Annotated in this window: 23 protein-coding genes and 1 pseudogene; 13 read left to right on the top strand and 11 right to left on the bottom strand. The window is 71.8% G+C overall.

Annotated elements, in window-relative coordinates; genetic code table 11:
• Positions 1-8: 8 nt before the first annotated feature.
• The 3 genes from AC3CF1_RS18975 to AC3CF1_RS18965 form a co-directional block, all read right to left on the bottom strand.
• Positions 9-1,235 (bottom strand): sensor histidine kinase, encoded by a 1,227-nt coding sequence (locus AC3CF1_RS18975; RefSeq protein ID WP_141911837.1) that lies wholly within the window; start codon positions 1,233-1,235, stop codon positions 9-11.
• 39 nt (positions 1,236-1,274) lie between these two features.
• Positions 1,275-2,846 (bottom strand): sugar transferase, encoded by a 1,572-nt coding sequence (locus AC3CF1_RS18970; RefSeq protein ID WP_355162061.1) that lies wholly within the window; start codon positions 2,844-2,846, stop codon positions 1,275-1,277.
• Positions 2,847-3,110: 264 nt separating this feature from the next.
• On the bottom strand, positions 3,111-3,971 hold the full coding sequence (locus AC3CF1_RS18965; RefSeq protein ID WP_088950708.1) for an Fpg/Nei family DNA glycosylase: 861 nt from the start codon (positions 3,969-3,971) through the stop codon (positions 3,111-3,113).
• Positions 3,972-4,135: 164 nt separating this feature from the next.
• Here AC3CF1_RS18965 and AC3CF1_RS18960 point away from each other — a divergent pair.
• Positions 4,136-5,406: pseudogene (locus AC3CF1_RS18960) on the top strand (glycosyltransferase).
• Between the two features lie 444 nt (positions 5,407-5,850).
• Here AC3CF1_RS18960 and AC3CF1_RS18955 read toward each other — a convergent pair.
• The 5 genes from AC3CF1_RS18955 to AC3CF1_RS18935 form a co-directional block, all read right to left on the bottom strand.
• The gene (locus AC3CF1_RS18955) at positions 5,851-6,573 is read right to left on the bottom strand and encodes a CDP-alcohol phosphatidyltransferase family protein (RefSeq protein WP_354983286.1); all 723 of its coding nucleotides are present in this window, start codon (positions 6,571-6,573) and stop codon (positions 5,851-5,853) included.
• Positions 6,548-7,615, bottom strand: coding sequence for an iron-containing alcohol dehydrogenase family protein (locus tag AC3CF1_RS18950; RefSeq protein ID WP_124854039.1), 1,068 nt, complete (start codon positions 7,613-7,615; stop codon positions 6,548-6,550). The genes AC3CF1_RS18955 and AC3CF1_RS18950 overlap by 26 nt, the downstream gene beginning before the upstream one ends.
• Positions 7,603-8,334 carry a phosphocholine cytidylyltransferase family protein gene (locus tag AC3CF1_RS18945; RefSeq protein WP_088950704.1) on the bottom strand — a complete coding sequence of 244 codons (732 nt, stop codon included), beginning with the start codon at positions 8,332-8,334 and terminating at the stop codon, positions 7,603-7,605. The genes AC3CF1_RS18950 and AC3CF1_RS18945 overlap by 13 nt, the downstream gene beginning before the upstream one ends.
• A gap of 79 nt (positions 8,335-8,413) precedes the next feature.
• Complete coding sequence (locus tag AC3CF1_RS18940; protein WP_488450957.1) at positions 8,414-9,181, bottom strand: hypothetical protein; 768 nt, start codon at positions 9,179-9,181, stop codon at positions 8,414-8,416.
• Entirely contained in the window at positions 9,178-9,627 is a 450-nt protein-coding gene (locus tag AC3CF1_RS18935; protein ID WP_210791631.1) for an NUDIX hydrolase, read from the bottom strand. Before AC3CF1_RS18935 ends, AC3CF1_RS18940 begins: the two co-directional genes overlap by 4 nt.
• 113 nt (positions 9,628-9,740) lie before the next feature.
• Here AC3CF1_RS18935 and AC3CF1_RS18930 point away from each other — a divergent pair, with 113 nt between their 5' ends.
• The 4 genes from AC3CF1_RS18930 to corA all read left to right on the top strand — a co-directional run bounded on the left by AC3CF1_RS18930 (position 9,741) and on the right by corA (position 13,375).
• A complete protein-coding gene (locus AC3CF1_RS18930; protein WP_088950701.1) occupies positions 9,741-10,136 on the top strand; it encodes a CBS domain-containing protein in 396 nt (131 codons plus the stop codon).
• Between the two features lie 106 nt (positions 10,137-10,242).
• Entirely contained in the window at positions 10,243-10,701 is a 459-nt protein-coding gene (locus AC3CF1_RS18925) for an ester cyclase (protein ID WP_354983289.1), read from the top strand.
• Between the two features lie 106 nt (positions 10,702-10,807).
• A complete protein-coding gene (locus AC3CF1_RS18920; protein WP_088950700.1) occupies positions 10,808-11,902 on the top strand; it encodes an aminotransferase-like domain-containing protein in 1,095 nt (364 codons plus the stop codon).
• Between the two features lie 324 nt (positions 11,903-12,226).
• The gene (corA, locus tag AC3CF1_RS18915; protein WP_328368984.1) at positions 12,227-13,375 is read left to right on the top strand and encodes a magnesium/cobalt transporter CorA; all 1,149 of its coding nucleotides are present in this window, start codon (positions 12,227-12,229) and stop codon (positions 13,373-13,375) included.
• Positions 13,376-13,511: 136 nt separating this feature from the next.
• Here the strand turns inward: corA and AC3CF1_RS18910 are convergent, their stop codons facing one another.
• The gene (locus AC3CF1_RS18910) at positions 13,512-14,324 is read right to left on the bottom strand and encodes a hypothetical protein (RefSeq protein ID WP_488450956.1); all 813 of its coding nucleotides are present in this window, start codon (positions 14,322-14,324) and stop codon (positions 13,512-13,514) included.
• Between the two features lie 84 nt (positions 14,325-14,408).
• Between AC3CF1_RS18910 and AC3CF1_RS18905 the strand changes: the two genes are divergently transcribed.
• A complete protein-coding gene (locus AC3CF1_RS18905; protein WP_088950697.1) occupies positions 14,409-14,939 on the top strand; it encodes a peptidylprolyl isomerase in 531 nt (176 codons plus the stop codon).
• A 100-nt stretch (positions 14,940-15,039) separates the two neighbouring features.
• On the top strand, positions 15,040-15,951 hold the full coding sequence (locus tag AC3CF1_RS18900; RefSeq protein ID WP_141911823.1) for a rhomboid family intramembrane serine protease: 912 nt from the start codon (positions 15,040-15,042) through the stop codon (positions 15,949-15,951).
• 4 nt (positions 15,952-15,955) lie between these two features.
• On the opposite strand, the gene AC3CF1_RS18895 is transcribed toward AC3CF1_RS18900, so the two are convergent.
• Entirely contained in the window at positions 15,956-16,420 is a 465-nt protein-coding gene (locus AC3CF1_RS18895) for a PH domain-containing protein (protein ID WP_488450955.1), read from the bottom strand.
• 76 nt (positions 16,421-16,496) lie between these two features.
• Between AC3CF1_RS18895 and AC3CF1_RS18890 the strand changes: the two genes are divergently transcribed.
• The 6 genes from AC3CF1_RS18890 to AC3CF1_RS18865 all read left to right on the top strand — a co-directional run bounded on the left by AC3CF1_RS18890 (position 16,497) and on the right by AC3CF1_RS18865 (position 22,251).
• Positions 16,497-17,669, top strand: a complete 1,173-nt coding sequence (locus tag AC3CF1_RS18890; RefSeq protein WP_088950694.1) for a thiolase family protein — start codon at positions 16,497-16,499, stop codon at positions 17,667-17,669.
• Positions 17,670-17,720: 51 nt separating this feature from the next.
• Positions 17,721-18,734: a phosphotransferase gene (locus tag AC3CF1_RS18885; protein ID WP_488450954.1), complete on the top strand. Its 1,014-nt coding sequence runs from the start codon at positions 17,721-17,723 to the stop codon at positions 18,732-18,734.
• Between the two features lie 111 nt (positions 18,735-18,845).
• Positions 18,846-19,358 carry a hypothetical protein gene (locus AC3CF1_RS18880; RefSeq protein WP_488450953.1) on the top strand — a complete coding sequence of 171 codons (513 nt, stop codon included), beginning with the start codon at positions 18,846-18,848 and terminating at the stop codon, positions 19,356-19,358.
• A gap of 85 nt (positions 19,359-19,443) precedes the next feature.
• Positions 19,444-20,136, top strand: a complete 693-nt coding sequence (locus tag AC3CF1_RS18875) for a response regulator transcription factor (protein WP_088950691.1) — start codon at positions 19,444-19,446, stop codon at positions 20,134-20,136.
• Positions 20,129-21,595: a sensor histidine kinase gene (locus AC3CF1_RS18870; RefSeq protein ID WP_488450952.1), complete on the top strand. Its 1,467-nt coding sequence runs from the start codon at positions 20,129-20,131 to the stop codon at positions 21,593-21,595. The genes AC3CF1_RS18875 and AC3CF1_RS18870 overlap by 8 nt, the downstream gene beginning before the upstream one ends.
• Positions 21,596-21,651: 56 nt before the next feature.
• Positions 21,652-22,251 carry a hypothetical protein gene (locus tag AC3CF1_RS18865; RefSeq protein ID WP_488450951.1) on the top strand — a complete coding sequence of 200 codons (600 nt, stop codon included), beginning with the start codon at positions 21,652-21,654 and terminating at the stop codon, positions 22,249-22,251.
• 40 nt (positions 22,252-22,291) lie between these two features.
• Here AC3CF1_RS18865 and AC3CF1_RS18860 read toward each other — a convergent pair whose 3' ends face one another.
• The gene (locus tag AC3CF1_RS18860; RefSeq protein WP_488450950.1) at positions 22,292-23,893 is read right to left on the bottom strand and encodes a ricin-type beta-trefoil lectin domain protein; all 1,602 of its coding nucleotides are present in this window, start codon (positions 23,891-23,893) and stop codon (positions 22,292-22,294) included.
• Positions 23,894-23,941 lie beyond the last annotated feature (48 nt).

Below are 23,941 nucleotides of genomic sequence, written 5' to 3'. Positions count from 1 at the left end.
TCGCTCGCTCACGACCCTGCCCGTACGCCGGGGTGGAACTTCGGCACCCGCATGCTCACCTTCGTGCCCGAGCCCAGCCCGGTCTCCACGACCAGGCCGAACCGGTCCCCGAAGACCGACCGCAGCCGCTCGTCGACGTTGGAAAGACCGACGTGCTGGCCCGTGTCGTCGCCCGGGTCGCCAGTGCCGCGGGCCAGCTCGGCGATGCCGGCGGTCAGCGTGGTCGGATCCATTCCCACTCCGTCGTCCTCCACCGTGATGTGGCATTCCGCACCCGCGTCCCGGGCCTCGATGCTCACCATGCCCGTGCCCGGCTTGCGGGACAACCCGTGGCGAACGGCGTTCTCCACCAGCGGTTGCAGGCAGAGGAACGGCAACGTCACAGGGAGCACCTCCGGGGCGATCTGCAACCGCACCTGCAACCGGTCGCCGAATCGAGCCCGCTCGATGGTGAGGTAGCGGTCGATCGAGCGCAGCTCCTCGGCGAGGGTGGTGAACTCCCCGTGCGCCCGGAAGGAGTACCGGGTGAACTCCGCGAACTCCAGGATCAACTCCCGGGCCCGCTCCGGGTCGGTGCGGACGAACGACCCGATCGCGGTCAGCGCGTTGTAGATGAAGTGCGGGCTGATCTGCGCCCGCAACGCGCGGATCTCGGCGCGGGCCAGCCGCTCGCGGGACGAATCCAGCTCGGCCAGGGCGAGCTGGTTACCGGCCCAGTGCGCCGTCTCCAGGGTGGCCTGCACCAACCCCGGCGGTGGTGGGCCGTCGGCGATGGCAACCAACGCGCCGACCACCCGGCCGTCCGCCCCCTGCAACGGCGCGACCACCGCCCCTCGGATCGGGCAGTCGACCCGGTCGCAGTGCAGCTCCTGCTCACCGAGCACCGTCGAGCGGCCGGTGTCCACCGTCCGCTGGGCCGCCGCGAGCAGTTGCTCGCCGTGGTGCGTGCCGCGCCCGTCGAGGGCCAGCAGCCGGTCGGCGTCGGCGAGCGCCAGCCCGGCCGCGCCCACCAGAGCCCGCAGATGGCGTACGGCCTTCGCCGCGCCCGCCTCGCTCAGCCCGGCTCGCAGCGGCTCGGCGGCCAGACCGGCGGTGTGCAGCACCTCGTAGGTGGCCCGTTGGGTGGCGGTGGCGATGCCCCGGCGAGCCCGGAGACGCAGCACCGCCAACAGGGCGGCGGTCAGCGCGGTGACGAGCGAGACGACGCCGACCACGGCGGAGAGGTTGGCAGCCACGCAGCGATCCTTGCCCCTGCGGGCCTGCGCGCCAAGCCCCTAGTACGCGCCCTTGCGGGCGAGCACCACGCCGACGGTGCGCCACAGGATGCTGAGGTCGTACGCCAGCGACCAGTTGTCGACGTAGTAGAGGTCCAGTCGGACCGACTCGTCCCAGGACAGGTCGGAGCGGCCGGAGACCTGCCACAGCCCGGTCATGCCGGGGCGGACCAGCAGGCGGCGGCGCACGTCGCCCAGGAAGTCGCCGTCGTCGGCCGGCAGCGGGCGGGGCCCGACCAGCGACATCTCACCCCAGAGCACGTTGATCAGCTGCGGCAGCTCGTCCAGCGACGTGGCCCGCAGGAAGCGACCGACCGGGAAGACCCGCGGGTCCTGCTTCATCTTGAACAGCATGCCGTCGGTCTCGTTGCGGTCGACAAGGCTGGCCAGCCGGTCCTCGGCGTCGACGTACATGGTCCGGAACTTCCACACCCGGAACGTGCGCCCCTCGTGCCCCACCCGGGGCTGGCGGAAGAAGACCGGACCCCGGTCGGAGATCGTGATCGCCACGGCGATGCCCGCGAAGAGCGGGATCAGCAGCAGCAGGCCGAGGCCGGCGGCGACCCGGTCCATCAGGTTCTTGGCAAGCAGCGCCGGCCCGGAGAGGGTCGGTTCCTCGACGTGCAGCAGCGGCAGACCCTCGATCGGCCGGATGTGCACCCGGGGGCCGGCGATGTCGGTCAACTGCGGTGCGACCACCAGGTCGACGCCGGAGCCCTCCAACTGCCAGGCCAGCCGGCGCAGCTCGCCCGGCTCGGCGCTGGCCGACCCACAGACGGCGATCGTGTCGCCACCGACCTCCCGGACCAGGGCGAGAACGTCGCGACCGGCGTAGATCGGAACCGGGGTCGGCATGCCCCGGGCCGCCGCATAGCCGTCGGTGATGTGGATGGCGACGGGCACCAGCCCGGCGTTCGGGTTGCGGGTGACCGCCGCGTAGACCTCCAGGCACTCCGGCAGGGTGCCGACCAGCACCATCCGGTGAGCGGCCTGACCGGCCCGCCGCCGGATGTAGTGCAGCGCCCAACGGGCCACGAACCGGCCCCAGAGGATCAGCAGCGCCGCACCGAGCAACGCGGTGCCGACGGAGTACCGGGACAGCTCAGTCTTGGTGTAGAAGGCGAGGAAGGAGACGGTCGCGGCGACGGTCACGGACGCCCGGATCACCCGCTTGAACTCGTCCGGGCCGAGCCCCAGGTAGCGCCGGTCGTACGCCCGGTTGCTCCAGAGGATGACCACCCAGGCGAGCGGGAGCAGCAGGTAGGACACCGTGTGGAACCAGGTCGGGTCCTGCTGGGTGCCGGAGAAACCGGAGGCGGCCTGGTCGAACAGCTGGATCGCGATCCAGCTGGCGAACGCCGCCGCGCCGAAGTCGAGCAGCAGCAGGATCGCGATGTAGGGGCGGTGCCAACGGGAGACACGACGTCGCGCCCTGGTCCACGCCGACCGGGGGACGCCGTTGTGTGACGACGGCGTCGGCGGCTGGATCTCGAAGCTGTCGACGTGCCGCACGAGTCTGCTCCGGCCTTCGTTGGATACCGGGCGCTGGAGGCTTGCCGTCACCTCACCCATGTCCTCCCGCATGACACGGGCCGCTCACTCGCAGTGAGGGCCCGGGTCGCCCACCGTCCCAGTCTCCCACGCGGGCTCCGACCGGTCGCCGCCCCGAAGGAGATTGGCGACCGATGGTGCCGGCGGGATCTGGCCGGCTCCGCACCATTTCAGAAGCCGGGGACCGGGCCACTATACCGATGGATGCGCGCGTGGCCAGAATGGCGGACCGGAGCTTCCGCTCAGTAAGGGCGATTCCGCTCCGTAGTCGCCGAGTGGGGCTACTCACCGTACGAGACGGGACAACCGTCGGTCAGCGAGCGGCTTGCCGCCGGTCTGGCACGTCGCGCAGTACTGAAGGCTCGAATCGGCGAACGACACCTCACGCACGGTGTCCCCACACACCGGGCAGGGCAGCCCGGTGCGGGCGTGCACCTTCAACCCGGACCGCTTCTCGCCCTTCAGCTCCGCCGCCCGTTGACCGAGGGACCGCTCGACCGCGTCACCGAGGACCTGCCGGGTGGCCGCGTGCAGGGTGGCGATCTGGTCGTCGGTGAGCCGGTTGGTGATCGCGAACGGGGACAGCTTCGCGGCGTGCAGGATCTCGTCGGAGTACGCGTTGCCCACCCCGGACAGCACCGACTGGTCAGTCAGCACCCCCTTGACCTGCCCCCGCCGGCTCCGCAGCCGCTCGGCGAAGGTGGGCAGGTCCGCAGAGAGCGCGTCCGGGCCCAACTTGGCCACCCCGGGCACCGTCGCCAGGTCGTTGACCAGGTATGCGGCCAGCTTCTTCTGGGTGCCGGCCTCAGTCAGGTCGAAGCCGGACCCGTCGTCGAGGCGTACGCGCACCGCGATCGGGCCCTTGCCGGGACGCAACGGGGTGGTGGACGGGAACGCCTCCCGATAGTGCAGCCAGCCAGCCCGTGCCAGGTGCACCACCAGGTGCAGGTCGCCCTCGAAGAGCACGTCGAGGAACTTGCCGTGCCGGCTGGCATCGACCACCGCTCGACCGGCAACCGCTGTCGGTGCCGGTTCGTACGTTTTCAGGGCGCTGATCGCGGCGATCTCCAGCCGGTCGACACGCCGCCCCACCGCGCGCTGTCGCAGGTAACCCGCGAGCGCCTCAACCTCCGGTAGCTCGGGCACGACACAACGGTAGCCTTCTTTCCGGTGAGCGTGCGGAATCAGCTCGCGAGTCCCTGTCGCGAGCGCGAGGCGTGAGCCTGCGAGCCCCGCAGACGTGATCTAGCGAGCCTTCGCGCAGGCGGGGGGCAGAAGCCGGCACGGCCGCGAACGAAAGGCAAGGCTCCGTGAAAATCGTGGTGGCGCACAACCGGTACCGGGAAGCACAGCCCTCCGGCGAGAACACGATCGTCGACTCGGAGATCGCTCAGCTGACCGCCGCCGGCGTCGAGGTGCTGCCGTTCATCCGCAGTTCGGACGAGATCCCGTCGATGTCGAAGGTGGCGAAGGCGCTGCTGCCGATCTCGCCGATCTGGGCGCCGCGCGCCCAGCACGACCTGAGCCGACTGCTCACCGAGCACCGACCGGACGTCCTGCACCTGCACAACCCGTACCCCCTGCTGTCGCCGTGGGTGGTGCGGACCGCGCACCGCCACGGCGTGCCGGTGGTGCAGACGGTGCACAACTACCGGCAGGTCTGCTCCTCGGGGATCTACTTCCGTGACGGCGTGATCTGCCAGGACTGCAAGGGCCGGGCGCTGGGTGTGCCGGCGATCAAGCACCGCTGCTACCGCGACTCGGCGGCCCAGAGCGCGTTGATGGCGACCACCCTTGCCGTGCACCGGGGCACCTGGCGCTCCGTCGACCGGTACGTCGCGCTCACCTCGGCGATCGCCGATCACCTCCGTGACTACGGCATACCGGACGAACGGATCGTGGTGAAGCCGAACTCGGTGCCCGACCCGGGCCGGCCGACGCCGCTTGGTGACGGGTTCCTCTACATGGCCCGGCTCTCCCCGGAGAAGGGTGTCGACCTGCTGCTCGACGCCTGGCGCCGGCACCCGGTGGGTGCGCTGGGCACGCTGCGCATGGCGGGCGACGGCGAGCTGCGCCCGCTCGTGGAGGCAGCCGCCGCCGAGCGGGCCGACGTCGTCTACCTCGGTCAACTCGACCGTGCCGGGGTGCGGGCCGCCGTCGAGGCGAGTGCGGTGGTGATCGCCGCCTCCATGTGGCACGACGTACTGCCGACCGTGATCATCGAGGCGTTGGCCAGCGGCCGGCCGGTGCTCGGCACGGCGTTGGGCGGCATCCCCTACCTGGTCGGAGCCGACGCCCCGCACGAGCCCGCCGGCACCGGCCCGGCGCAGGTCGCCTCCGCCGTCGCCGGCGGTGGTGGTGGGTCGCCGATGCCGGACGGGATCGGTCTGGGCGATGCCGGCTGGGTCGTCGCACCGGAGCCCGCCGCGCTCGCCGCCGCCCTGCCGGTCGCCCGGGCCGGCGCCCCGGGCTGGCGCTGACCGCCCGCGCTCGCTACGAGCGCACCTTCCACCCCGACGTGGTCACCAAGCAGCTCATCGACATCTACGCGGGCGTAGCCCGCAACCCCAACCACGTCTGAACCGCCGCACCTGACGCTCCTGCACCTGACGCTTCCGCACGATCTTGGGACCCGCGCCGGGTCGCACCCCGCCGCACCGCGCCGCGCTGCGCCGCACCCCGCCGCACCCCACCCCGCCGCACCGCGCCGCACCGTAGAAGCGGGCGGATCTGCCGGCAAGATCCGCGCAACATCAGGGATGTTGGGGTGTCACGCGAGTCCGAGGCAGCAACTTCGGGGAAGTTGGGTGGATCTTGCGGCGTGCGGCGTGCGGCGTGCGGCGTGCGGGCGTGCGGCGTGCGGCGTGCCGGCGTGCGGCGTGCGGCGTGCGGGCGTGCGGGCGTGCGGGCGTGCGGGCGTGCGACGTGCGGGCGAGCGGGCCAACGGCGCGAGCGGCGCGCCTGTGCGGGCGAGCGGCGCGGGTGGCGCGGGTGGCGCGTGCGGACGGGTTCTGGGCGGTGGCGGTCAGCGCAGGGAGGCGCGGGCGGAGAAGGCGATGCTCGCCAGCAGGAAGCCGCCGTTGACGATGGTGAACGCGACCATCACCCAGAGCACCAGCGCGGGGGCCACGGCCAGCACCAGAGCGGCCACGAAGATCACCGCGCCGTAGTCGCGGATCAGCTTCACCAGGCGGACCGGCAGCGAGGTCGAGGTGACCATGCTGGCGGCGTTCGGGCCGGCCTGCATCACCGAGGTGACCAGGTTGACCATCCAGGTGCCCGCGAAGGTCGCCACCAGCCAGGTCGGGGTGGAGGGTTCCTGCGCCACGGCGGTCGCGGCGAGCGCGGCCACCAGGGCGATCTGCGCGGCCACGTCGCAGAGGATGTCGATCCGGGCGCCGGCCGCGCTGCCCTGGCCGGTCACCCGGGCCAGCTGCCCGTCGGCGCAGTCCAGGGAGTATGCCACCTGCCAGCCGATCAGGGCGAGCAGGCCGACCGCCCAGGCCGGTACGTCGCCGTCGGCGACCGGGCCGGCGAGCGCCACGACGGTGACCGAGGTGGCCAGCCCGAGCACAAGGTTGCTGATGGTCAACGCCGTGGGGCGCAACCCGAGCCGCTGGGCGACCAACGCGAAGACGGCCCCCAGCCACTGGCTGATCGACTCGCTGAACAGGCCGCCGCCCCGGTTCACCCGGTGGAAGTCGGCGACGGTGGGACGGGGGTCAGCCAAGCTGGTCGCGGATTGCACCGGCGTAGTCTGCCAGCCGCTCCCGCGTCTCGGTAGGCGACAGCGCCAGGTGCTCCAGGATGGTGTAGCGGTCCGGCCGGGTACGCGGCGCGAACTGCACCGCCTCGACGAACTGGTCGTCGGTGAGCGCCACCTCGGCGGGGAGCCGGGGCAGACCGTGTCGGGCGAGGCAGGCCGACATCTCCCCGAACCGGCGCAGGTCCCCGCGCAGCCAGGTGCAGAACAGCGCGCCCAGCCCGGCCAGCTCGCCGTGTGAGGCGGTGCCGGGGAAGAGTGAGTCGACCGCGTGCATGATCTCGTGGCAGCCGCCGCTGCACGGACGGCTGGTGCCGTCGACAGCCATCGCCAGGCCGCTGGAGATCAACGCCTCGGCGAGGACGATCACGAAGGCGTCGTCGCTCATGTCGCCCGGGTGGTTGAGCACCGCCTCGGCGCCCGCTCGGGAGAGCGAGGCGGCCAGCCCGTCGACCGGTTCACCGCGTACCTGCCGGGACAGCTCCCAGTCGGCCAGCGCGCTGATGTTGCTGATCACGTCGCCGATGCCGGCCCGGTTGTGCCGGTCCGGGCCGCTCTCCACGAAGTCCAGGTCGACGATCACCCCGATCGGGATGTGGACCCCGTAGGAGCCCTTGATCCCGTCGGTGATCAGGCTGGCCACCGGGGAGGCGATCCCGTCGTTGGCGAGGCTGGTCGCCACCGACACCATCGGGAGGCCCCGACGGGTGGCCGCGTACTTGGCCACGTCGATGGTCTTGCCGCCGCCGATGCCGACGACCGCGTCGTACGACCGGGCGCGGAGTTTGCCGCCCAGGTCGTCGGCGGCGTCCAGCGTCCCGCCGGAGACGGTGAAGACGTCCGCGGAGCGCAGCGACGGTCGGATCAGCTCCGCGATCTGGGCGCCCTGACCGGGGCCGACCACCACCGCGACGTCGCCCCCGGAGGAGATCCGCCCGTCGGCCAGGATCGCGCCCAGGTCGGCGACCGCCCCGCGTCGCACGTCGATGTGCAGCGGGGTGAGGACGCTCCGAGCTAGTAGCGGCACGCGATCTCCCGCGCGCGGGCCAGGTCGGCGTGGTTGTCGACCTCGACCCACGGGACGTCACCGATCGGCGCCGCCCGCACCTCCCCGCCCCGGTCGGAGAACTCCTGGTAGCCGTCCTCGTAGTAGAGGTTCGGGTCCCGTCGCCAGGTCGCCTCCAGCGCGTCGGCGAGGGCGTCGGCGACCTGCGGCTCGATGAGCGTGGCGCCGATGTACTCCCCGTACGCCTCGCCCGGGTCCATGATCTTGGTGATCCGGGTGAGCTGACCGGCGGCGTCGAAGGTCGTCTTCATCTCCTCCTCGGCCAGCGGCTTGAGGGTGTCCACGGCGAGCAGGATGCCCGGGCCACGCTCGGCGAGCAGGGTCTTCTCCACGCTCACCGGGTGCACGGTGTCCCCGTTGACCAGCAGCACCCCGCGCGCGAAGTATTCCCGGGCCAGCCAGAGCGAGTAGGCGTTGTTCCACTCCTCGGCCTTGTCGTTGTGCACCAGGGTGATCGTCACCCCGTACCGCTTCTCCAGGTCGGCCTGCCGCTCGCGGACCGCGTCCGCCGCGTAGCCGACCACGATCACGACGTCGGTGAGCCCGACCTCGGCGAGGTTGCCCAGCGCGATGTCCAGGATCGTGGTCTCGCCGTCCACCGGCACCAACGCCTTGGGCAGGGTGTCGGTGTACGGGCGCAGCCGGCGTCCCGCTCCGGCCGCGAGCACCATTCCGATCATCGCGACATCCTCCCTCGTCCTGCTCCCCGTCATCGCTGGAGGATAGCGCCGCTTGGTCGGGCCGCTCTGGTCAACCGGGTCAGCCGGGCAACGCCGCCAGGTCGGCGAGCATCGTCAGTCGCTCCTCCGCGCCGAGAGCGGCGTACGGGCCGGCTGCCCGTCGGTCGGTCTCCAGCTCGATGGCGGTCCGCTCGGGGCCGGCCGGCAGGGCGGCGATGCTCGATGCGGTGTGCCCGGCGGCCTCCCAGGCTGCGGCGTGCGCGTCGGCCCGGTGGTATCGCAGCGTGCCGAGCCGGTTGAGCAGCAGCACGCCCGACGGGATGCCGTCCGGCTCGTGCGGGGGCGCCATCGCGGTGAAGGCGGAGCCGCCGCGGTCACCGGCCTCGTCGGCCAGCACCAGGGCGTACGACAGCAGCCGGCCGAGGGCTGCCACCAGCCGTGACACCCGGTCGCCGTGCCCGGCCCACAGTTCCTCGGTGACCTCGGCGTGCACCTGGTACAGCTCGGTGAGGAAGGCCGCTCCCCGTTCGGTGGCGGAGAGTGTGCCGTCCGGGCCGCGGTGGAGCATCCCGTACGCGACCTGCTTGTCCACCGTCCGCCGGCAGACGACCGGGTCCTGGTAACGGGTGATCGCCGCGAACCCGGGCCCGTCGACAGTGCCACCGGGTGCCGCCAGTCGGGTGCGCAGGTCGACCAGGAAGCCGGTCGCCGCCACTCCTCCGTACCGCTGGGACAGAACGGCTCCGCCACCGTCGCGGCCGGCCAGCATGCCGGCGCGGAAGGCCCGGTCCACGGCCGGGGCGAGCAGCCCGGCGAACCGGTGCGGCGCCAGCTCGACGGTGTTCACAGACCGATCGACCGCAGGACGGCGAAGCCCTCTTCCGCGATCCGCCGGATCAGCCCGTCGTTGACGTGGCGGTGCTCGTCCAGCACTGTCACCTCGTCCTCGGCCAGCCAGCGGTATTCGGTGTGCTTGCCGGCCTCCAACCTCGGGCGGTCGAGGTCGCCGTCGACGCGGACCAGGAAGTCGTACTCGATGCGGGCCAGGCCGTCGTCGCCGACGTAGTGGTACTCGCCCACCTGGCCGAGGACGTGCGAGAGGACCCAGCCGGTCTCCTCGGTGATCTCCCGGCGCAACGCCTCGTCGATGTCCTCGCCGGGGTCCAGGTGGCCGCCGACGATGTCCCAGCAGTTGGGGAAGAGGCGCCGTTGGGGTGAGCGGCGCTGGAAGAAGATGCGGCCGTCGTGGTCGACGATCAGCGCGCCGGCGCAGCGCAGGGGCTCGGTGGACACCGCTCGACAGTAGCGAGCGTCCGCTGTTGCGCCGAGGCTCGGTCTTGTCCCGGAAACATCCACGGACGACCATGTCGGTACCGGATGCCACCGTCCCAAGGGAGTGATGTGTGATGCAGGTACGGGATGCGATGTCCAGCCAGGTCCTCGTCGTCGGTCCGGAGCACACGCTCCGCCAGGCGGCCCGGATGATGTCGGCCCGCGGTGTCGGGTCGGCGGTCGTGATCGATCCGGACTCCGAGGGCGTCGGGATCATGACCGAACGCGACGTGTTGAAGGCAATCGGCGCCGGCCTGGACTGTGACGTGGAACGCACCGGCGCCCACCTGACCTGGGACGTGGTCTACGCGGGGCCGGAGTGGACGGTGGCCGAGGCCGCCGCGGCGATGGCCCGGGGCGGGTTCCGGCACCTGGTGGTGCTGGACGGTCGGGAGGTGGCCGGGGTGATCTCCGTGCGGGACATCATGCGGGTGTGGGCGGAGGATCAGGCCGCCGTCTCCACGACCTGACCGGGGCGGGGCCGGAATCTCGGCCCGCGCAGGTGTGCGTGCCCGGATAGACGGGTAGGGATTCCTCGCGGGCGCGGAGATGCCGTGGCCCGCGGGGGAGGTCCCGATGCGCGACGCGGAGCGGCTGGTCGAGCAGCAGTACGCCATGCTCCTGCGTCGGGACGTGGCCCGTCTACCGGATCTGTACGCCCCGGAGGCGTTCTACTCCATGCCGGGCGTGACGGTCCGTCCGATCGAGCTGCCCGCACTCCTGCGCACCTGGACGGGCGCCTTCCCGGACCTGCGGATCGACCCGCTGGGCGCGGTTCGCACCGGCGGTGGCGCCGCCGTCGAGCTGCGTCTGACCGGCACCCACACCGGCACGCTGCATTCGCCGTACGGCACCGTCGCTCCCACCGGCCGGCTGGTGAGCTGGGAGGTGGCCGACGTGGTCCGGGCCCGCAAGGGTCGGATCACCGCCTGGCGCTCCTACTTCGACTGGAGCCAGCTCCTCGATGCGCTAGGCGTGCAGTTGGAGGGACTTTCCCGGGCGGCGCACCACGACGCGCTCGCCCTTCCGGTCTGATCTGTCGCCGACCGGTGGAGTCGGGTCACCCGTCCCGGTGGCTCAGGATGCGGACATCGCCGTGCCGTCCGCGCGTCCCCCACCGCCGCCCGTACGCTCAACATCCATGACCGCCGAGCAGTTGATCTCCTTTGCCCGTGGGGCTCCCTCGCTGGACATCGTCGATGTCGAGGGGCTCAAGGCCGCCGCCGTCCGCGCCTTCGACGCCGACCCTGCGGGGGTCACGGCGTACGGCACCTCCGTCGGCTACCTTCCGCTGCGAAAGTGGATCGCCGAGAAGCACGGTGTGGAAGCCAACCAGGTGCTGGTCACCAACGGGTCGCTTCAGGCCGACGCGTTCCTCTTCGACCACCTGGTCCGCCCGGGCGACGCGGTGGTGGTGGAACGCCCGACGTACGACCGGACGCTGCTCAACCTCCAGCGGATGGGCAGCGAGCTGCACGGCATCTCGGTCCAGCCGGACGGCCTGGACACTGCCGAGCTGCGCAAGCTGCTGGAGTCGGGGGTCCGACCCCGGCTCGCGCACGTGATCCCGAACTACCAGAACCCGGCGGGCATGACGCTCTCGGAAGGGAAGCGTCGGGAGTTGCTCGACCTGGCCGCCGAGTACGAGTTCACGATCTTCGAGGACGACCCGTACGCGGACATCCGCTTCCGTGGCGAGGCGCTGCCGTCGATGCTCTCGCTGGACACCCGCAACGTGGTGGTGCACGCGTCGAGCTTCACCAAGACGGTCTGCCCGGGTGTCCGGGTCGGTTATCTGGTCGGCCCGGCGGACCTGATCGCCGACATCGCCAAGAACGCGACCAGCCTCTACATCTCGCCCGGCATGGTGTCGCAGGCGATCGTGCACCAGTTCTGCGTCTCCGGTGACATCGACCGTTCGATCGAGACGGTCCGCGCGGCGCTGGGTGAGCGGGCCCAGGTGCTCGCCGAGTCGTTGCGCCGGCACCTGCCGCAGGCGCGCTTCGTGGAGCCCGACGGCGGCTACTTCCTCTGGGTGGAGTTCCCGGAGGACGTGCTGGTCGACCGGCTCGCTCCGGCTGCCGCCGAGCGTGGGGTCGCCGTGGTCAAGGGCAGCGACTTCGTGCTGGACGGCGGGCAGCACGCCCTCCGGTTGGCCTTCTCGGCGGTGACCGCCGACCGGATCGACGAGGGCGTCCGTCGCCTCGCGGAGGCCGTCGAGGCCGTCCGCGCCTGAGCCAACTGTCGGGTTCCTGACAGAACGACGATGCTGGCCGTCCCGGGACTCCCGTCCGGGGCGGCCGGCGGCCCACAATGCTGCGAGCGTCGCCCGTGATGTAGCGGAGATCACCGCTCGGCCTCCGGGCCGGCCCCCCATCTCGGACGACGCGGCAGCACAACCTCCCGCCCCCACCGGTGTCGGGTGGGCCGTGTCGTCCCCGCACACCCCCCGATGCGGCCCGGCCCACCCGGCACCACCCCCACGCGACCGCCGTCACACATGTCCTCGACCGCAGTCGGCGTAGCCTGCAAGCCGCAGCCGAGCGTGGGAGGTGACGCGATGACGGATCGCACAGAGCGGGACCGGACGGCGTCGTCCACCCCCGGTCGGGTGTTGCGACCTCGGGCCTGGCCCTCCCCGGTCCGGGCGATGACCCGGATCCTCAACGCCGACGGCTCGCCGCCCGTGCCGACCCCGACCGGCACCGACCGCAGCTCGGTGGTCGACTGCGCGCTGTACGTCGACGGCAAGCGGCAACCCGGCGAGTGGACGTACGCGGACGCCCTGGCGGCGGCCCGCCGCGAGGAGCACGGCTTCGTCTGGCTCGGTCTGCACCAACCTGAGCTGGCCGAGATGACCGCCATCGCGGAGACCTACGGTCTGCACGAACTCGCCGTCGAGGACGCCGTCAAGGCGGAGCAGCGCCCCAAGCTGGAGCGGTTCGGCGATGTCGTCTTCCTGGTGCTGCGTACCGCGAGGTACTGCGAGCACGCCGAGCTGACCGAGAACTCCGAGGTCGTGGAGACCGGGCAGGTGATGCTCTTCATCGGCCCGAACTTCGTGATCAGCGTCCGGCACGGGGACGCCTGCCGGCTCGCCCCGATCCGCGCCGACCTGGAGACCAAGGAGGATCTGCTGCTGCACGGCCCGTGGGCGGTGGCGTACGGGGTGACCGACCGGGTGGTCGACCTCTACCTGGAGGTGGCCGACCAACTCGAGGACGACCTGGACGTGCTGGAGGCCGAGGTCTTCGACCGCCACAGCCATGGGCGGATCCAGCGGATCTATCAGATGAAGCGGGAGCTGGTGGAGTTCAAGCGGGCGGTGGTGCCGCTGCAGCGGCCGCTGATGACGCTGACCTCCCAGGTCAACCGGGACGTGCCCAAGGAGATCCGCCGCTACTTCCGGGACGTGCAGGACCACCTGAGCCGCACCGTGGAGCAGGTCAACTCCTACGACGACCTGCTGAACTCGATCCTCCAGGCGCGGCTGGCCCAGGTCACCGTCGACCAGAACAACGACATGCGCAAGATCGCCGCCTGGGCGGCGATCGCCGCCGTGTGGACCGCCATCGCCGGTATCTACGGGATGAACTTCGACAACATGCCCGAGCTGAAGATGACGTACGGCTACCCGGTGGTCCTGGCCATCATGCTCGGCATCTCGCTGGCCCTCTACCGCTGGTTCCGCCGCAACGGCTGGCTCTAGACCGCCCGGGGTGGAAGCACCCCGCTCTGCCGCCTGACCGCCGCTCACGCGGAGCGCACGTCGAGCGCTGGCACGCGACAGCGCCGGCGAGCGGGGGTGACCCCGCTGCGCCGGCGCTCGATGCGTTGTCGCTGGGTCAGCGACGGCCGTTGGTGCGGGCCGTGTCCTTGCCCAGTGCCTTGGTGAGGTCGTCGGTCGGCCGGCCGGAGACGTCCGTGGCACCCTCGGCGACCGAGGGGACCTTGTCGGTCGGCCGGACGCTGGTCTGCTTGGCCGTGCCGGCGGTGCTGGCGCTGCTGCCGCCGGCCACCGCCGAGCTGCCGGCACCCGTCATCCCCGCCGCACCCGTCATCCCCGCAGTACCGGTCATGGCGGATCCGCCGGTCATCGCGGACCCGTCGGTCCCCTTGGTGGCGGGCGGCGTGCGCACCTCGATCGAGTCGACCTCGTCGCGCATCGGCTCCAAGGTGCGGGTCGGGTCGTACTCGGCCCACTCCTGCTGCTCGCGGCGACGGCGCATGGCCACCGCGCCGGCCACGCCGGCGACGACACCCGCTGCCAACAGGCCGGTCATCATCGAGCCGCGACGGCGCGGCTGCTTCTTCTTACCGGTGATCCGCATGGTCTTCGACTTGGCCTTCCTGGTCAGCGGCCCTGCCTGCGCGGCGCCGTCACGGGCCGCCGCGGCCAGCGGTGCCAGCGTGGTGAGTGTCGTCCCCCAGCCGGTCGACGCGCGGTCGCGCACCTTCACCGCGGTCGGTGCCACGTAGCCCCGGGCCACCTGGACCCGCGGACCGACGGTTGCGCCAGCGCCCTTGGCTGCGTGGTTGGCTGCCTGCATCAGGTGGCTGATGCTCTGGTTCAGCTCGGCCTTGGCCAGCTGCCCCTGGGACTTACGCCGCCCGAATCCAAACACGGTCCTACCTCCTGGGAGTTGTTCCTTCGTCATCCTCCACCTTCGGATGCCTCCGCGATGCCAGATCGGGCACATGGGAGGATCCGCATGGAACTGACCAACAAGTGAGGAGTACCCGTGGCCGAGGCTGTCTACGCCACCCTGCACACCAACGCTGGCCCGATCCGGCTGGAGCTCTTCCCGAACCACGCGCCGAAGACGGTCCGCAACTTCATCGACCTGGCTGAGGGCAACCGGGAGTACACCGACCCGCGCACCGGTCAGCCGGGCAGTGGGCCGTACTACGACGGCACCATCTCGCACCGCGTGATCAGCGGATTCATGGTCCAGATGGGCGACCCGACCGGCACCGGCCGGGGCGGACCGGGCTACAAGTTCGCGGACGAGTTCCACCCGGAGCTGCGCTTCGACCGGCCGTACCTGCTGGCGATGGCGAACGCCGGACCGGGCACCAACGGTTCGCAGTTCTTCATCACCGTGTCGCCGACGCCGCACCTCAACAACCGGCACACCATCTTCGGGCAGGTCGCCGACGAGCAGTCGGTGAAGGTCGTCGACTCGATCGCCAGCACCCCGACCGGCCCGAGCGACCGTCCGCTCCAGGACGTCGTCATCGAGCGGGTCGAGATCGAGCGGTCTGCTTCCTGACCAACGGGCGAGGTACCTTTGCTCGCATGATTGAGCGCTCCGGAGCACCGCACCGGCCTGCGCCGGTGGTTCGCGCGGCGGTGGACGGAGGGTCGGCCCGGTGAGCGAGTCTCCGCCGACCACCCCGGTCTGCTACCGGCATCCCGGCCGGGAGACCTATGTCCGATGCAGCCGCTGCGACCGGCCGATCTGTCCGGACTGCATGCGCGATGCGTCGGTCGGGCACCAGTGCCCGGAGTGCGTCAACGAGGGTCGTCGCAGTGTCCGGCCGGCGCGTACCGCCTTCGGTGGTGGTACGGCCGGCCGGCACGGCTATGTCACGAAGACCCTGATCGCGGTGAACGCGCTGCTCCTGCTGCTCTCCATCGCCTCGGCTCGGGGTGGGGACGCGGCGATGGGGGGCTCCGGTTTCGGCGGCCTCATGGGTGGCAGCACGCCGCTGACCGAGTGGGGTGCGGTGCTCGGCCGGGCGTACCTGTCCGACTACACGCTCGGTGGGATCGCCGAGGGCCAGTGGTACAGGCTGGTCACCGCGATGTTCCTGCACTACGGCGTGCTGCACCTGCTGCTCAACATGTGGGCGTTGTGGGTGCTCGGTCGGTCGCTGGAGGCCAACCTCGGGCGGGTCCGTTTCGCCGCGCTCTACCTGATCGCCGGTCTGGGCGGCAACGTGGCCGCCTATCTGTTCAGCAGCCCGCGGGCCGCCACCGTCGGGGCGTCGACGGCCGTGTTCGGTCTCTTCGCCGCACTGATCATCATCGAACGCAAGCTGGGTCGGGACATCTCCCGGATCATCCCGATCCTGGTGATCAACCTGGTGTTCACGCTGGCGGTGCCGGGCATCTCGATCCCCGGGCACCTCGGTGGGCTGGTCGTCGGCGCGTTGATGGCGTTGGTGCTCGCGTACGCGCCGCGTGGCCGGCGAACGTTGGTGCAGGTCGCCGGCGCGGCGATCATCCTGGTGGTCCTGCTCGCGCTCGTGCTCTTCCGGACCGCCCAACTGCTCGGCTGACAGCTCAGGGGTTCGGGCGGGCGACACGCAGTGCGACGGCGACCTCTTCTGGCGTGGCTCCCAGGTCGTAGCGGCCGAAGAGGTGCAGCGAGTTGCCCGCGTCGATCTCCAGGGTCTCGCTGGTCAGCCCCAACCGTGGCCGACGGTCGACGGTGATCGCCTCGACCGTCGACCAGGGCAGCAGCCGCCGGCCCGCGAACCCGTGGATGACGGTGAGCCCGGCCGGGTCCACCGCCAACCGGACGGGCACGACCAGGTCGCGTACCGCCCAGACGGCCACCGTGACCGCGGCCAGGACGGCCACCACCAGGCGGACCGGGTCGCCGTCGGCGAAGAGCAGCCCGAGGGCGACGAGCAGGACGGCGCCGGCCAGCTTCGCCGCTGGCAGACTCGACGGCACTCGCCACTGCCGGGCCCCGGTGATCTCATCCACCCGCCCAGCATGCCAGCGGCCGTCGGATTCCGGCATCTCGTGATGGTGGGGCCGGACGGTCGGTCCGGGAACGACGTAGGATCGGGACAGCCCAAGTTACCGGGGAGTAAACATGAGTGACGCGGTCATCGTCGGCGCGGTACGTACCCCGGTCGGGCGGCGCAAGGGCAGCCTCGCCGGCGTCCACCCGGTCGATCTCTCGGCGCACGTGCTGCGCGCCCTCGCCGAGCGCACCGGGCTCGACCCGGCGCAGGTCGACGACGTCTTCTGGGGCTGCGTGTCCCAGGTCGGCGAGCAGTCGTGGAACATCGCCCGCAACGGCGTGCTCGCCGCCGGCTGGCCCGAGACGGTCCCCGGCACGACGCTGGACCGGCAGTGCGGCTCCAGCCAGCAGGCACTGCACTTCGCCGCCGCGACGGTGCTCTCCGGCCAGGCCGACCTGGTGGTCGCCGGTGGGGTGGAGTCGATGACCCGGGTGCCGATGGGCTCCAGTGTGGCCGGCGGCATGCCGTTCAGCGACCAGCTCCGGGACCGTTACCGGGGTGTCGAGGGCTTCGCCGACGACGCGCCACTGCCGTTCAACCAGGGCGTCGGTGCCGAGCTGATCGCCCGGCGGTGGCGCCTTTCGCGCACCCAGCTCGACGAGTTCGCGCTGGCCAGCCACGAGAAGGCGGCCGCCGCACAGGACGCTGGCGCGTTCGACCCGGAGCTCACGCCGGTGCCACTCGGCGATGGTGGCAAGTTCGCCGCCGATGAGGGCATCCGCCGGGACACGACCCTGGCCAAGCTCGGGGAGCTGGCCACGCCGTTCCGTGCCGACGGCGTGGTGACCGCCGGGTCCGCGTCCCAGATCTCCGACGGCGCCGCGGCCCTCGCGGTGACGACCTCCGAGTGGGCCAGCCGGCACGGCCTTCGGCCGCTTGCCCGGATCCACACCGCCGTGGTCGCCGCCGACGACCCGGTCACCATGCTCACCGCCCCCATCCCGGCCACCGCGAAGGCGCTGCGCCGCGCGGGGCTGGGCATCGAGGAGATCGGTGTGTACGAGGTGAACGAGGCGTTCGCCCCGGTGCCGCTGGCCTGGCTGGCCGAGACCGAGGCGGACCCGGAGCGGCTCAACCCGCGTGGTGGGGCGATCGCCCTCGGTCACCCGCTCGGCGGCTCCGGTGCCCGGATCATGACCACGATGCTCCAGCACATGCGGGACAACGGGATCCGCTACGGCCTGCAGACCATGTGCGAGGGCGGCGGAATGGCCAACGCCACCATCGTCGAGCTGGTCTGACACCGGAAAACGCCTCGCCCCGGCCCGGGAGGGCCGCCTAGGGTGCCCAGCGTGACGACGATCGCCGGTGAGCGTGCCCCCGACTGGTCCAGTGAGCAGTGGCAGGTGCGGGCCCGGTCCTGGGTCGACACGAGGTTGAGCCAGGCCGGCCGGCGGGTGACGGGTCTGGTGGAGCCTCGGGTGCGCCCGTGGTCCCTGGTCTGGCGGGTGCCCACCGACGACGGCCCGGTCTGGTTCAAGGCCAACAACCCCGGCACCGTGCACGAGGCCGCCCTGATCGCGACGCTCGCCGAGCTGACACCGGAACGGGTGCTGACACCGATCGCGGTGGACCCGGAGCAGGGCTGGTCGCTGCTGCCCGACGGCGGCGAGTCGTTGCGCGACGTGCTGGCGCGCGACCCCGATCTGGCGCACTGGGAGCGGGCACTGCCCGGGTACGCGGCGCTCCAACTGACCACCGCGCCGCGCGCCGACGAACTGGTCGCACTGGGCGTGCCGGACCACCGCCCCGAGGTGTTGGCCGGGCTCCTCGCCGAGCTGCTCGACGATCGCGGGTCGCTGCTGATCGGTGCCGAGGGCGGGCTCAGCCCCGACCTGCACGAGCGGCTGCGGGCGGAGCTGCCGTCGTACGCCGAGCGGTGCCGCCGGCTCGCCGACATCGGCATCCCGGCAACGGTGCAGCACGACGACCTGCACGACGGCAACGTCTTCGCGGGCCCGGACGGCTACCGCTACTTCGACTGGGGCGACGCCTCCGTGGCGCACCCGTTCGGCACGCTGCTGGTGACTTTGCGGTCCATCCGGCACGCGAAGAAGCTGGCGGCCGACGACTCGGGGTTGGCGCGGCTGCGCGACGCCTACCTGGAGGCGTGGACCGACCGGTACGACCGCCGAACCCTCGTCGAGGCCGCCGACCTCGCGATCGGCCTGGGGCCGGTGAGCCGGTCGCTGTCCTGGCGGCGAGCCCTGGACACCGTCGACGAGTCCCGTGCCGAGTACGCCGACGCGGTCCCCGGTTGGCTGGAGGAGCTGTTCGCCGCAAGCCCCCTTCAATCGGACTCCTGACCACGATCCGTCCAAGTCGGAAGTCGGACAGGCAGTGCGACCTGCGGCGTGGAACTTCCAAAAAACCCGCGTGACCCACGTCACCCCGCCGAAGACGTCGTTGGGCAGGTCATGGACGTCTTCTCCCGAACGTTCCTTCCGGCCGCCGCCGAGGCTGGCCTGGCCGTGCAGACCGTGAGCCGGCACATGCCGGTCTTCCGGCGCTGCGTCGGCTCCGGTGACGCCACCATCCTGGTCACCCGTTGCAGCCGCCCCGACCGCCCGGTCACCGGCGACTATCTGCTGCTGCTCACCCACCGTCGACTGGTGGTCACCCAGCAGACCCGACTACTGCACCGTCTGCGCCTGCATCTCAACACCGAGTTGCGCGAGCTGAGCAACGTCACCTGGAGCCCGGACCCGCGACTCCAGTCGGTCGAGATGGCGGCCACCGCGATCGACGGGATCCGCGAGCGGTTCCTGATCCGCACGAGTCACCCGAAGCAGGTCTGGGAGCTCGACGCGCTGCTCAACCATGCCTTTCGGACCCGCCTGCGGGTGCCCCGTGAGCGCATCCTCGCCACCATCGGTGACGCGCCGGCCGCCGCGCGGCCCAACGCGTTCCGCCCCGCCGTGGTGAGCTGACGCCCGACCGGGCTTTGCGTCGCCTTTACCTGACTCGAACACGCACCGATCGCGCCGGGTCCACCGGGTCGGCAATCATGGGCCGGTGACCGTCGAACCGCCGCACCGCGGGCTCGTCCTCGTGGTCGAGGACGAGCCGGCCATCGCCGACCTGGTCCGGCTCTACCTCACCCGGGACGGCTTCGGCGTCCACCTGGAACGGGACGGTGCGGCCGGCCTGAGCGCCGCCCGCCGGATCCGCCCGGTGGCCTGCGTCCTGGACATCGCCCTGCCGGGCCTGCCCGGCACCGAGATCTGCCGCCAGCTGCGCGAGGCCGGCGACTGGACACCGGTCATCTTCCTCACCGCCCGCGACGACGAGGTCGATCGGATCGTCGGCCTGGAGTTGGGCGCCGACGACTACGTGACCAAGCCGTTCAGCCCCCGTGAGCTGGTCGCCCGGGTGCGCGCGGTGCTGCGTCGCTCCGCCGGCGGCCCGGAGGGCGCGGACCGGCAGCGCGTCGTCGGCCCGGTGACGCTCGACCCGGCCCGCCGGACGGTCACCGCCGCTGGAGCACCGGTGCAGCTCACCTCCACCGAGTTCGACCTGCTGGCCCATCTGATGGCCCGGCCCGGTCGGGTCTTCACCCGGGAGGAGCTGCTGGCCGGTGTCTGGGGGTACGCGGCGCACGCCGGCACCCGCACGGTCGACGTGCACGTCGCCCAGGTGCGGGCGAAGCTCGGCCCGGCCAGCGTGATCCGGACCCACCGAGGCGTCGGGTACGCGGTCGATGCCTGACCAATCCGGGCGCGCCGGGTCGCCGACCATGTCGCTGCCGGTGGTCGGCACCTCCTCACCCGCCGCACCTCGACGTGGCGGCCTGGGCCGTACGCTCACCGCCCGGGCGGTGCTGGTCACCTGCGCGGTGGCGCTGGTGTCGGTGCTGGTCACCGCGATCGTGGCGGTGCCGTTGGCGATCCGTGGCGCCGAGCGGCGCGACCAGGAGGCGCTCGCCGCGCAGGCCAGGCTCGCCGCCGAGGTGCTGCGTACCCGCCTGGACCGGGGTCGCAGCGCCGACGAGGAGCGGCTCATCCAGCAACTGCGCAACCAGGACATCGACGCGTACCTGATCCGGCGCGGAGCGGTCGACCGGCCGGGCCTGCCACCCCGGGTGGTGCAGCGGATCGGGCAGGGGCGCAACGTGTCGGTCCGGCGCGTCGTCAACGGCGAACGTGCCCTGGTCGAGGGCCGGGCGCTCCCCAACGGCAACGGCGTGGTGCTCTCCCGCCCCTCGGCGAACGGGTTGTGGGCCCGGGTGCTGCTGAGCCTCTGGTTGCCGCTGCTCGCCGGGTTGGCCGCCGGCGTGGTGGCCGGGTTGCTGCTGGCCCGCCGGCTGGCCCGGCCGATCCGCGTCGCGGCCACCGCCGCCGCCCGGCTACGCGCCGGCGACCGCGCCGTCCGGGTGCCGGTCGAGTCACCGGACGAGGTCGCCGACCTGGCCGAGGCGTTGAACGGCCTGGCCGGTGCGCTGGCCACCAGTGAGGGGCGGCAGCGGGAGTTCCTGCTGTCCGTCTCGCACGAGCTGCGCACCCCGCTGACCGCGATCCGGGGGTACGCCGAGGCGCTCGCCGACGGGGTGCTCGGGGCGGACGACACCGTCGACACCGGTCGGACGATGCTGGCTGAGGCCCAACACCTGGACCGGCTGATCGGGGACCTGCTGGCGCTGGCCCGGCTGGAGGCCGCCGACTTCCCGCTCGAACCGGTGCCGGTGGACCTCACCCAGTTGGCCGTGGACGCGGAGCCGACCTGGTCCGGCCGGTGCGCGGCGGTGGGCGTGCCGTTCCGATTGGAGACGCCAGGCCAGCCGGTGCCCGCGTACACCGATCCGGGGCGAATCAGGCAGGTGCTGGACGGGTTGCTGGAGAACGCGCTGCGGGTCGTACCCCCGGGGTCGCCGGTGGTGCTCGCGGTCCGGGCGGCCGGTGCGGACCCGGCCTCCGGCGGTGAGCTGGAGGTCCGGGACGGCGGGCCCGGCTTCACCGACGACGACCTGGCGGTGGCGTTCGAACGCGGGGCGCTGCACCAGCGTTACCGGGGCGTGCGCAAGGTGGGCAGCGGGCTGGGGTTGGCGCTGGCCGCAGGCCTGGTCCGCCGGCTGGGCGGGGAGATCGCCGCCGGGCACGCCCCGGAGGGCGGCGCCGCCTTCACGGTCCGGCTGCCCGGCGATCCTTACCTGGCTCGAACATCGGCCTGACGCTCCGCTCGTCCTCGACGGAGATGCTGAGGGCTCCACGGACGAGAGGGAACGTCATGCCACGTTGGGGATTCGCCACCGGCACCACCGCACTGCTCGCGGCGGTCACGCTGGGCGTCAGCGGCTGCGGTGCGGCCGAGGTGGCCAGCCAGCCCGCCCGGGAGGCCGCCGTCGAGGTCGCCGCCGCGATGGGCGTGGAGGGTCAGGCGCTGACCGCGATGGGCTTCGACGCCGACGACCTGGACGTGCAGACCGTCGCCGCGCCGGCCACCCCGACGCCGGGTGCCTCCTCCACCGCCAGGGACAAGGCCCGGGAGAAGCGCGGCGAGGAGTGGCGCAAGCGCCGCCAGGCCCGGGTGCAGCTGCGCAGGAACACCCTGCACGGTGAGGCGGTCGTGAAGACGAAGGACGGCGGTACGCAGACCGTCGCCGTGCAGCGCGGCGAGGTGACCGCGATCGACGGCGACTCGATGACCGTCAAGTCCACCGACGGCTTCACCATGACCTGGACCTTCGGCGAGGACCTGCGGGTCGTCGAGCGGCGTGCCACAGTGCAGCCGAGCGAGGTGAAGGTCGGCGCGACGGTCGGCGTCGCCGGCGCGAAGGACGGCGACAAGGGCGTGGCGCGACTCGTCCTCATCCCCCGTACGAAGTGAGCGAGGGGCCCCTGAGTCGATCAGGGGCCCCTCGCTTCCGTCAGTAGACGCGGGAGCCGATGAAGTCGTCGTGACCGTAGCCGACCGGGTTGGCGGCGGTACGGGCCTCGAACGACCACTGCTGCCGGGTGTTGGTGGAGCAGGTGGCCAACCGCAGCCGGGGAGCGCCCGACGACGGGCTGTCGAACGCCACGCAGAGGTTGCTGGCGGCGGTCGGCTTGATCTGGTTGCCGACGAAGGCGAACTGCTGGGCGGCAGTGCCGTTGCAGTCGTAGATGTTGACCGCCGTGCCGGCCGTCATCGATGCGCCGGCGACATCGAGGCAACGGTCGTGGGACAGCTCCGAGTGCAGTGACCGCTTGGCCGAGTCGTACCAGAAGCCCTGGTTGCGCCCGCCGTGGCAGCCGTACGACTGCTGGGCGGTGCCGTTGCGGGAGTCGTAACCGTTACCGTCGACGCAGGTGTTGGTGGCAGGGTTGCGCAACTGCTTGAACTGCATCAGGCCCGGGTAGAGCACGCCAGCGCCGGTGCTGGCCGGGTCGACGCAGGTGGCCTGGTTCTGCCCGGAGTTCCAGAACTGGGTGATGCACTGGGCGAACATGCCGTGCCCGCGGGCGTTGGGGTGGAACGACTGCCGGGCGGCGTTCTCGTTCCAGATCCCGATCTCGATGTTGAGGCCGCGGACCGAGGTGTTGTCGGTGCACACCTCGTGGCCGTGGAAGAGCCGGCTGGCGTCCAGGTAGCGGGTGCCGGTCTGGGTGGCCGCCGCGCGCAGCGCCGACTCGAACAGCGGCACCGCCTTGTTGCGGGCGAACGCGGCGTCGGCCAGGTAGAGCAGGCAGCCGCCGGAGTACCAGCCGGGGAAGTTCGGGTTGTCCTCCACGTCCGGGCTTGCCGGGCTCGGGTACGACATGAGCACCAGCTCGTAGTCCGTGCGCAGGTAGCCGGCCCTGGTCATGGTCTGCCGGATGTCGGTGAGGGCGTCCGCAACCGCCCGGCGGCTGCCGTCGGTGCGGATCGTCCACTGGTCGGTGTAGTCGGGGTAGCAGTTGCCCTGGAGGAAGACCCGGCTGACTGCGCAGTCGGTGGCGACCGGGCCGAACTGGATGGTGCCGTCGCCGTTCGCGCCGACCACCACCCAGATCAGCTTCACGTGCGTGTTGCGCGCCTTGATGCCCAGGTAGTCACCCTGGTTCAGCTCGTTGTGCTGGGTCGGGCCGCCGGCGATGAGGTTCCACGGGGTGGCACCGGAGCAGGCGATGTTGTATCTCGCGTCCGACGGGATGCCGGTGCGGAACACCGCCTGGTCGTACGAGCGGTCGCACCAGTTGCCGTCCTGGTGGGTGCCGGGCACGTAGTTGCCGACTCCCTCGCCGGAGATCTGGCTGTCGCCCATGGTGATCAGCGCGGTGCGGCGTTGCTCGATCGGGCGGATCGCGGGGGTGCCGTAGAGGGCGGTGGCCTCGGCGGCCCGGATGGCCTCGAGGTTGGCGGGGAGCGGTTGGACGGTTGGACGGTCGGCGGCGGTGGCGGGGGTGGCCGGTCCGGCGAGCATCGGTAGGACGAGGGCGGCGACGGCCACGGCGACGGTGATGGCCCGTCGTCGGGTCGCGCGTTCGGGCCTGGCGGGGATTGCAGGCATCGACGCACTCCTTTCGGCTCAGTCGCGGGACGTCGACTGAGTTACCAG

It is taken from the genome of Micromonospora sp. MGP-C2 (assembly GCF_057766525.1).
Note: the sequence above shows the minus strand (reverse complement) of the source record. Positions and strands in the feature narration are given on the sequence as shown.

Coding starts and splice junctions, on each gene's coding strand:
- AC3CF1_RS18970 (WP_355162061.1), bottom strand. CDS start 2,846: ATGGGTGAGGTGACGGCAAGCCTCCAGCGCCCGGTATCCAACGAAGGC.
- AC3CF1_RS18945 (WP_088950704.1), bottom strand. CDS start 8,334: ATGATCGGAATGGTGCTCGCGGCCGGAGCGGGACGCCGGCTGCGCCCG.
- AC3CF1_RS18930 (WP_088950701.1), top strand. CDS start 9,741: ATGCAGGTACGGGATGCGATGTCCAGCCAGGTCCTCGTCGTCGGTCCG.
- AC3CF1_RS18925 (WP_354983289.1), top strand. CDS start 10,243: ATGCGCGACGCGGAGCGGCTGGTCGAGCAGCAGTACGCCATGCTCCTG.
- AC3CF1_RS18920 (WP_088950700.1), top strand. CDS start 10,808: ATGACCGCCGAGCAGTTGATCTCCTTTGCCCGTGGGGCTCCCTCGCTG.
- corA (WP_328368984.1), top strand. CDS start 12,227: ATGACGGATCGCACAGAGCGGGACCGGACGGCGTCGTCCACCCCCGGT.
- AC3CF1_RS18910 (WP_488450956.1), bottom strand. CDS start 14,324: ATGACGAAGGAACAACTCCCAGGAGGTAGGACCGTGTTTGGATTCGGG.
- AC3CF1_RS18895 (WP_488450955.1), bottom strand. CDS start 16,420: ATGCCGGAATCCGACGGCCGCTGGCATGCTGGGCGGGTGGATGAGATC.
- AC3CF1_RS18890 (WP_088950694.1), top strand. CDS start 16,497: ATGAGTGACGCGGTCATCGTCGGCGCGGTACGTACCCCGGTCGGGCGG.
- AC3CF1_RS18880 (WP_488450953.1), top strand. CDS start 18,846: ATGGACGTCTTCTCCCGAACGTTCCTTCCGGCCGCCGCCGAGGCTGGC.
- AC3CF1_RS18870 (WP_488450952.1), top strand. CDS start 20,129: ATGCCTGACCAATCCGGGCGCGCCGGGTCGCCGACCATGTCGCTGCCG.
- AC3CF1_RS18865 (WP_488450951.1), top strand. CDS start 21,652: ATGCCACGTTGGGGATTCGCCACCGGCACCACCGCACTGCTCGCGGCG.
- AC3CF1_RS18860 (WP_488450950.1), bottom strand. CDS start 23,893: ATGCCTGCAATCCCCGCCAGGCCCGAACGCGCGACCCGACGACGGGCC.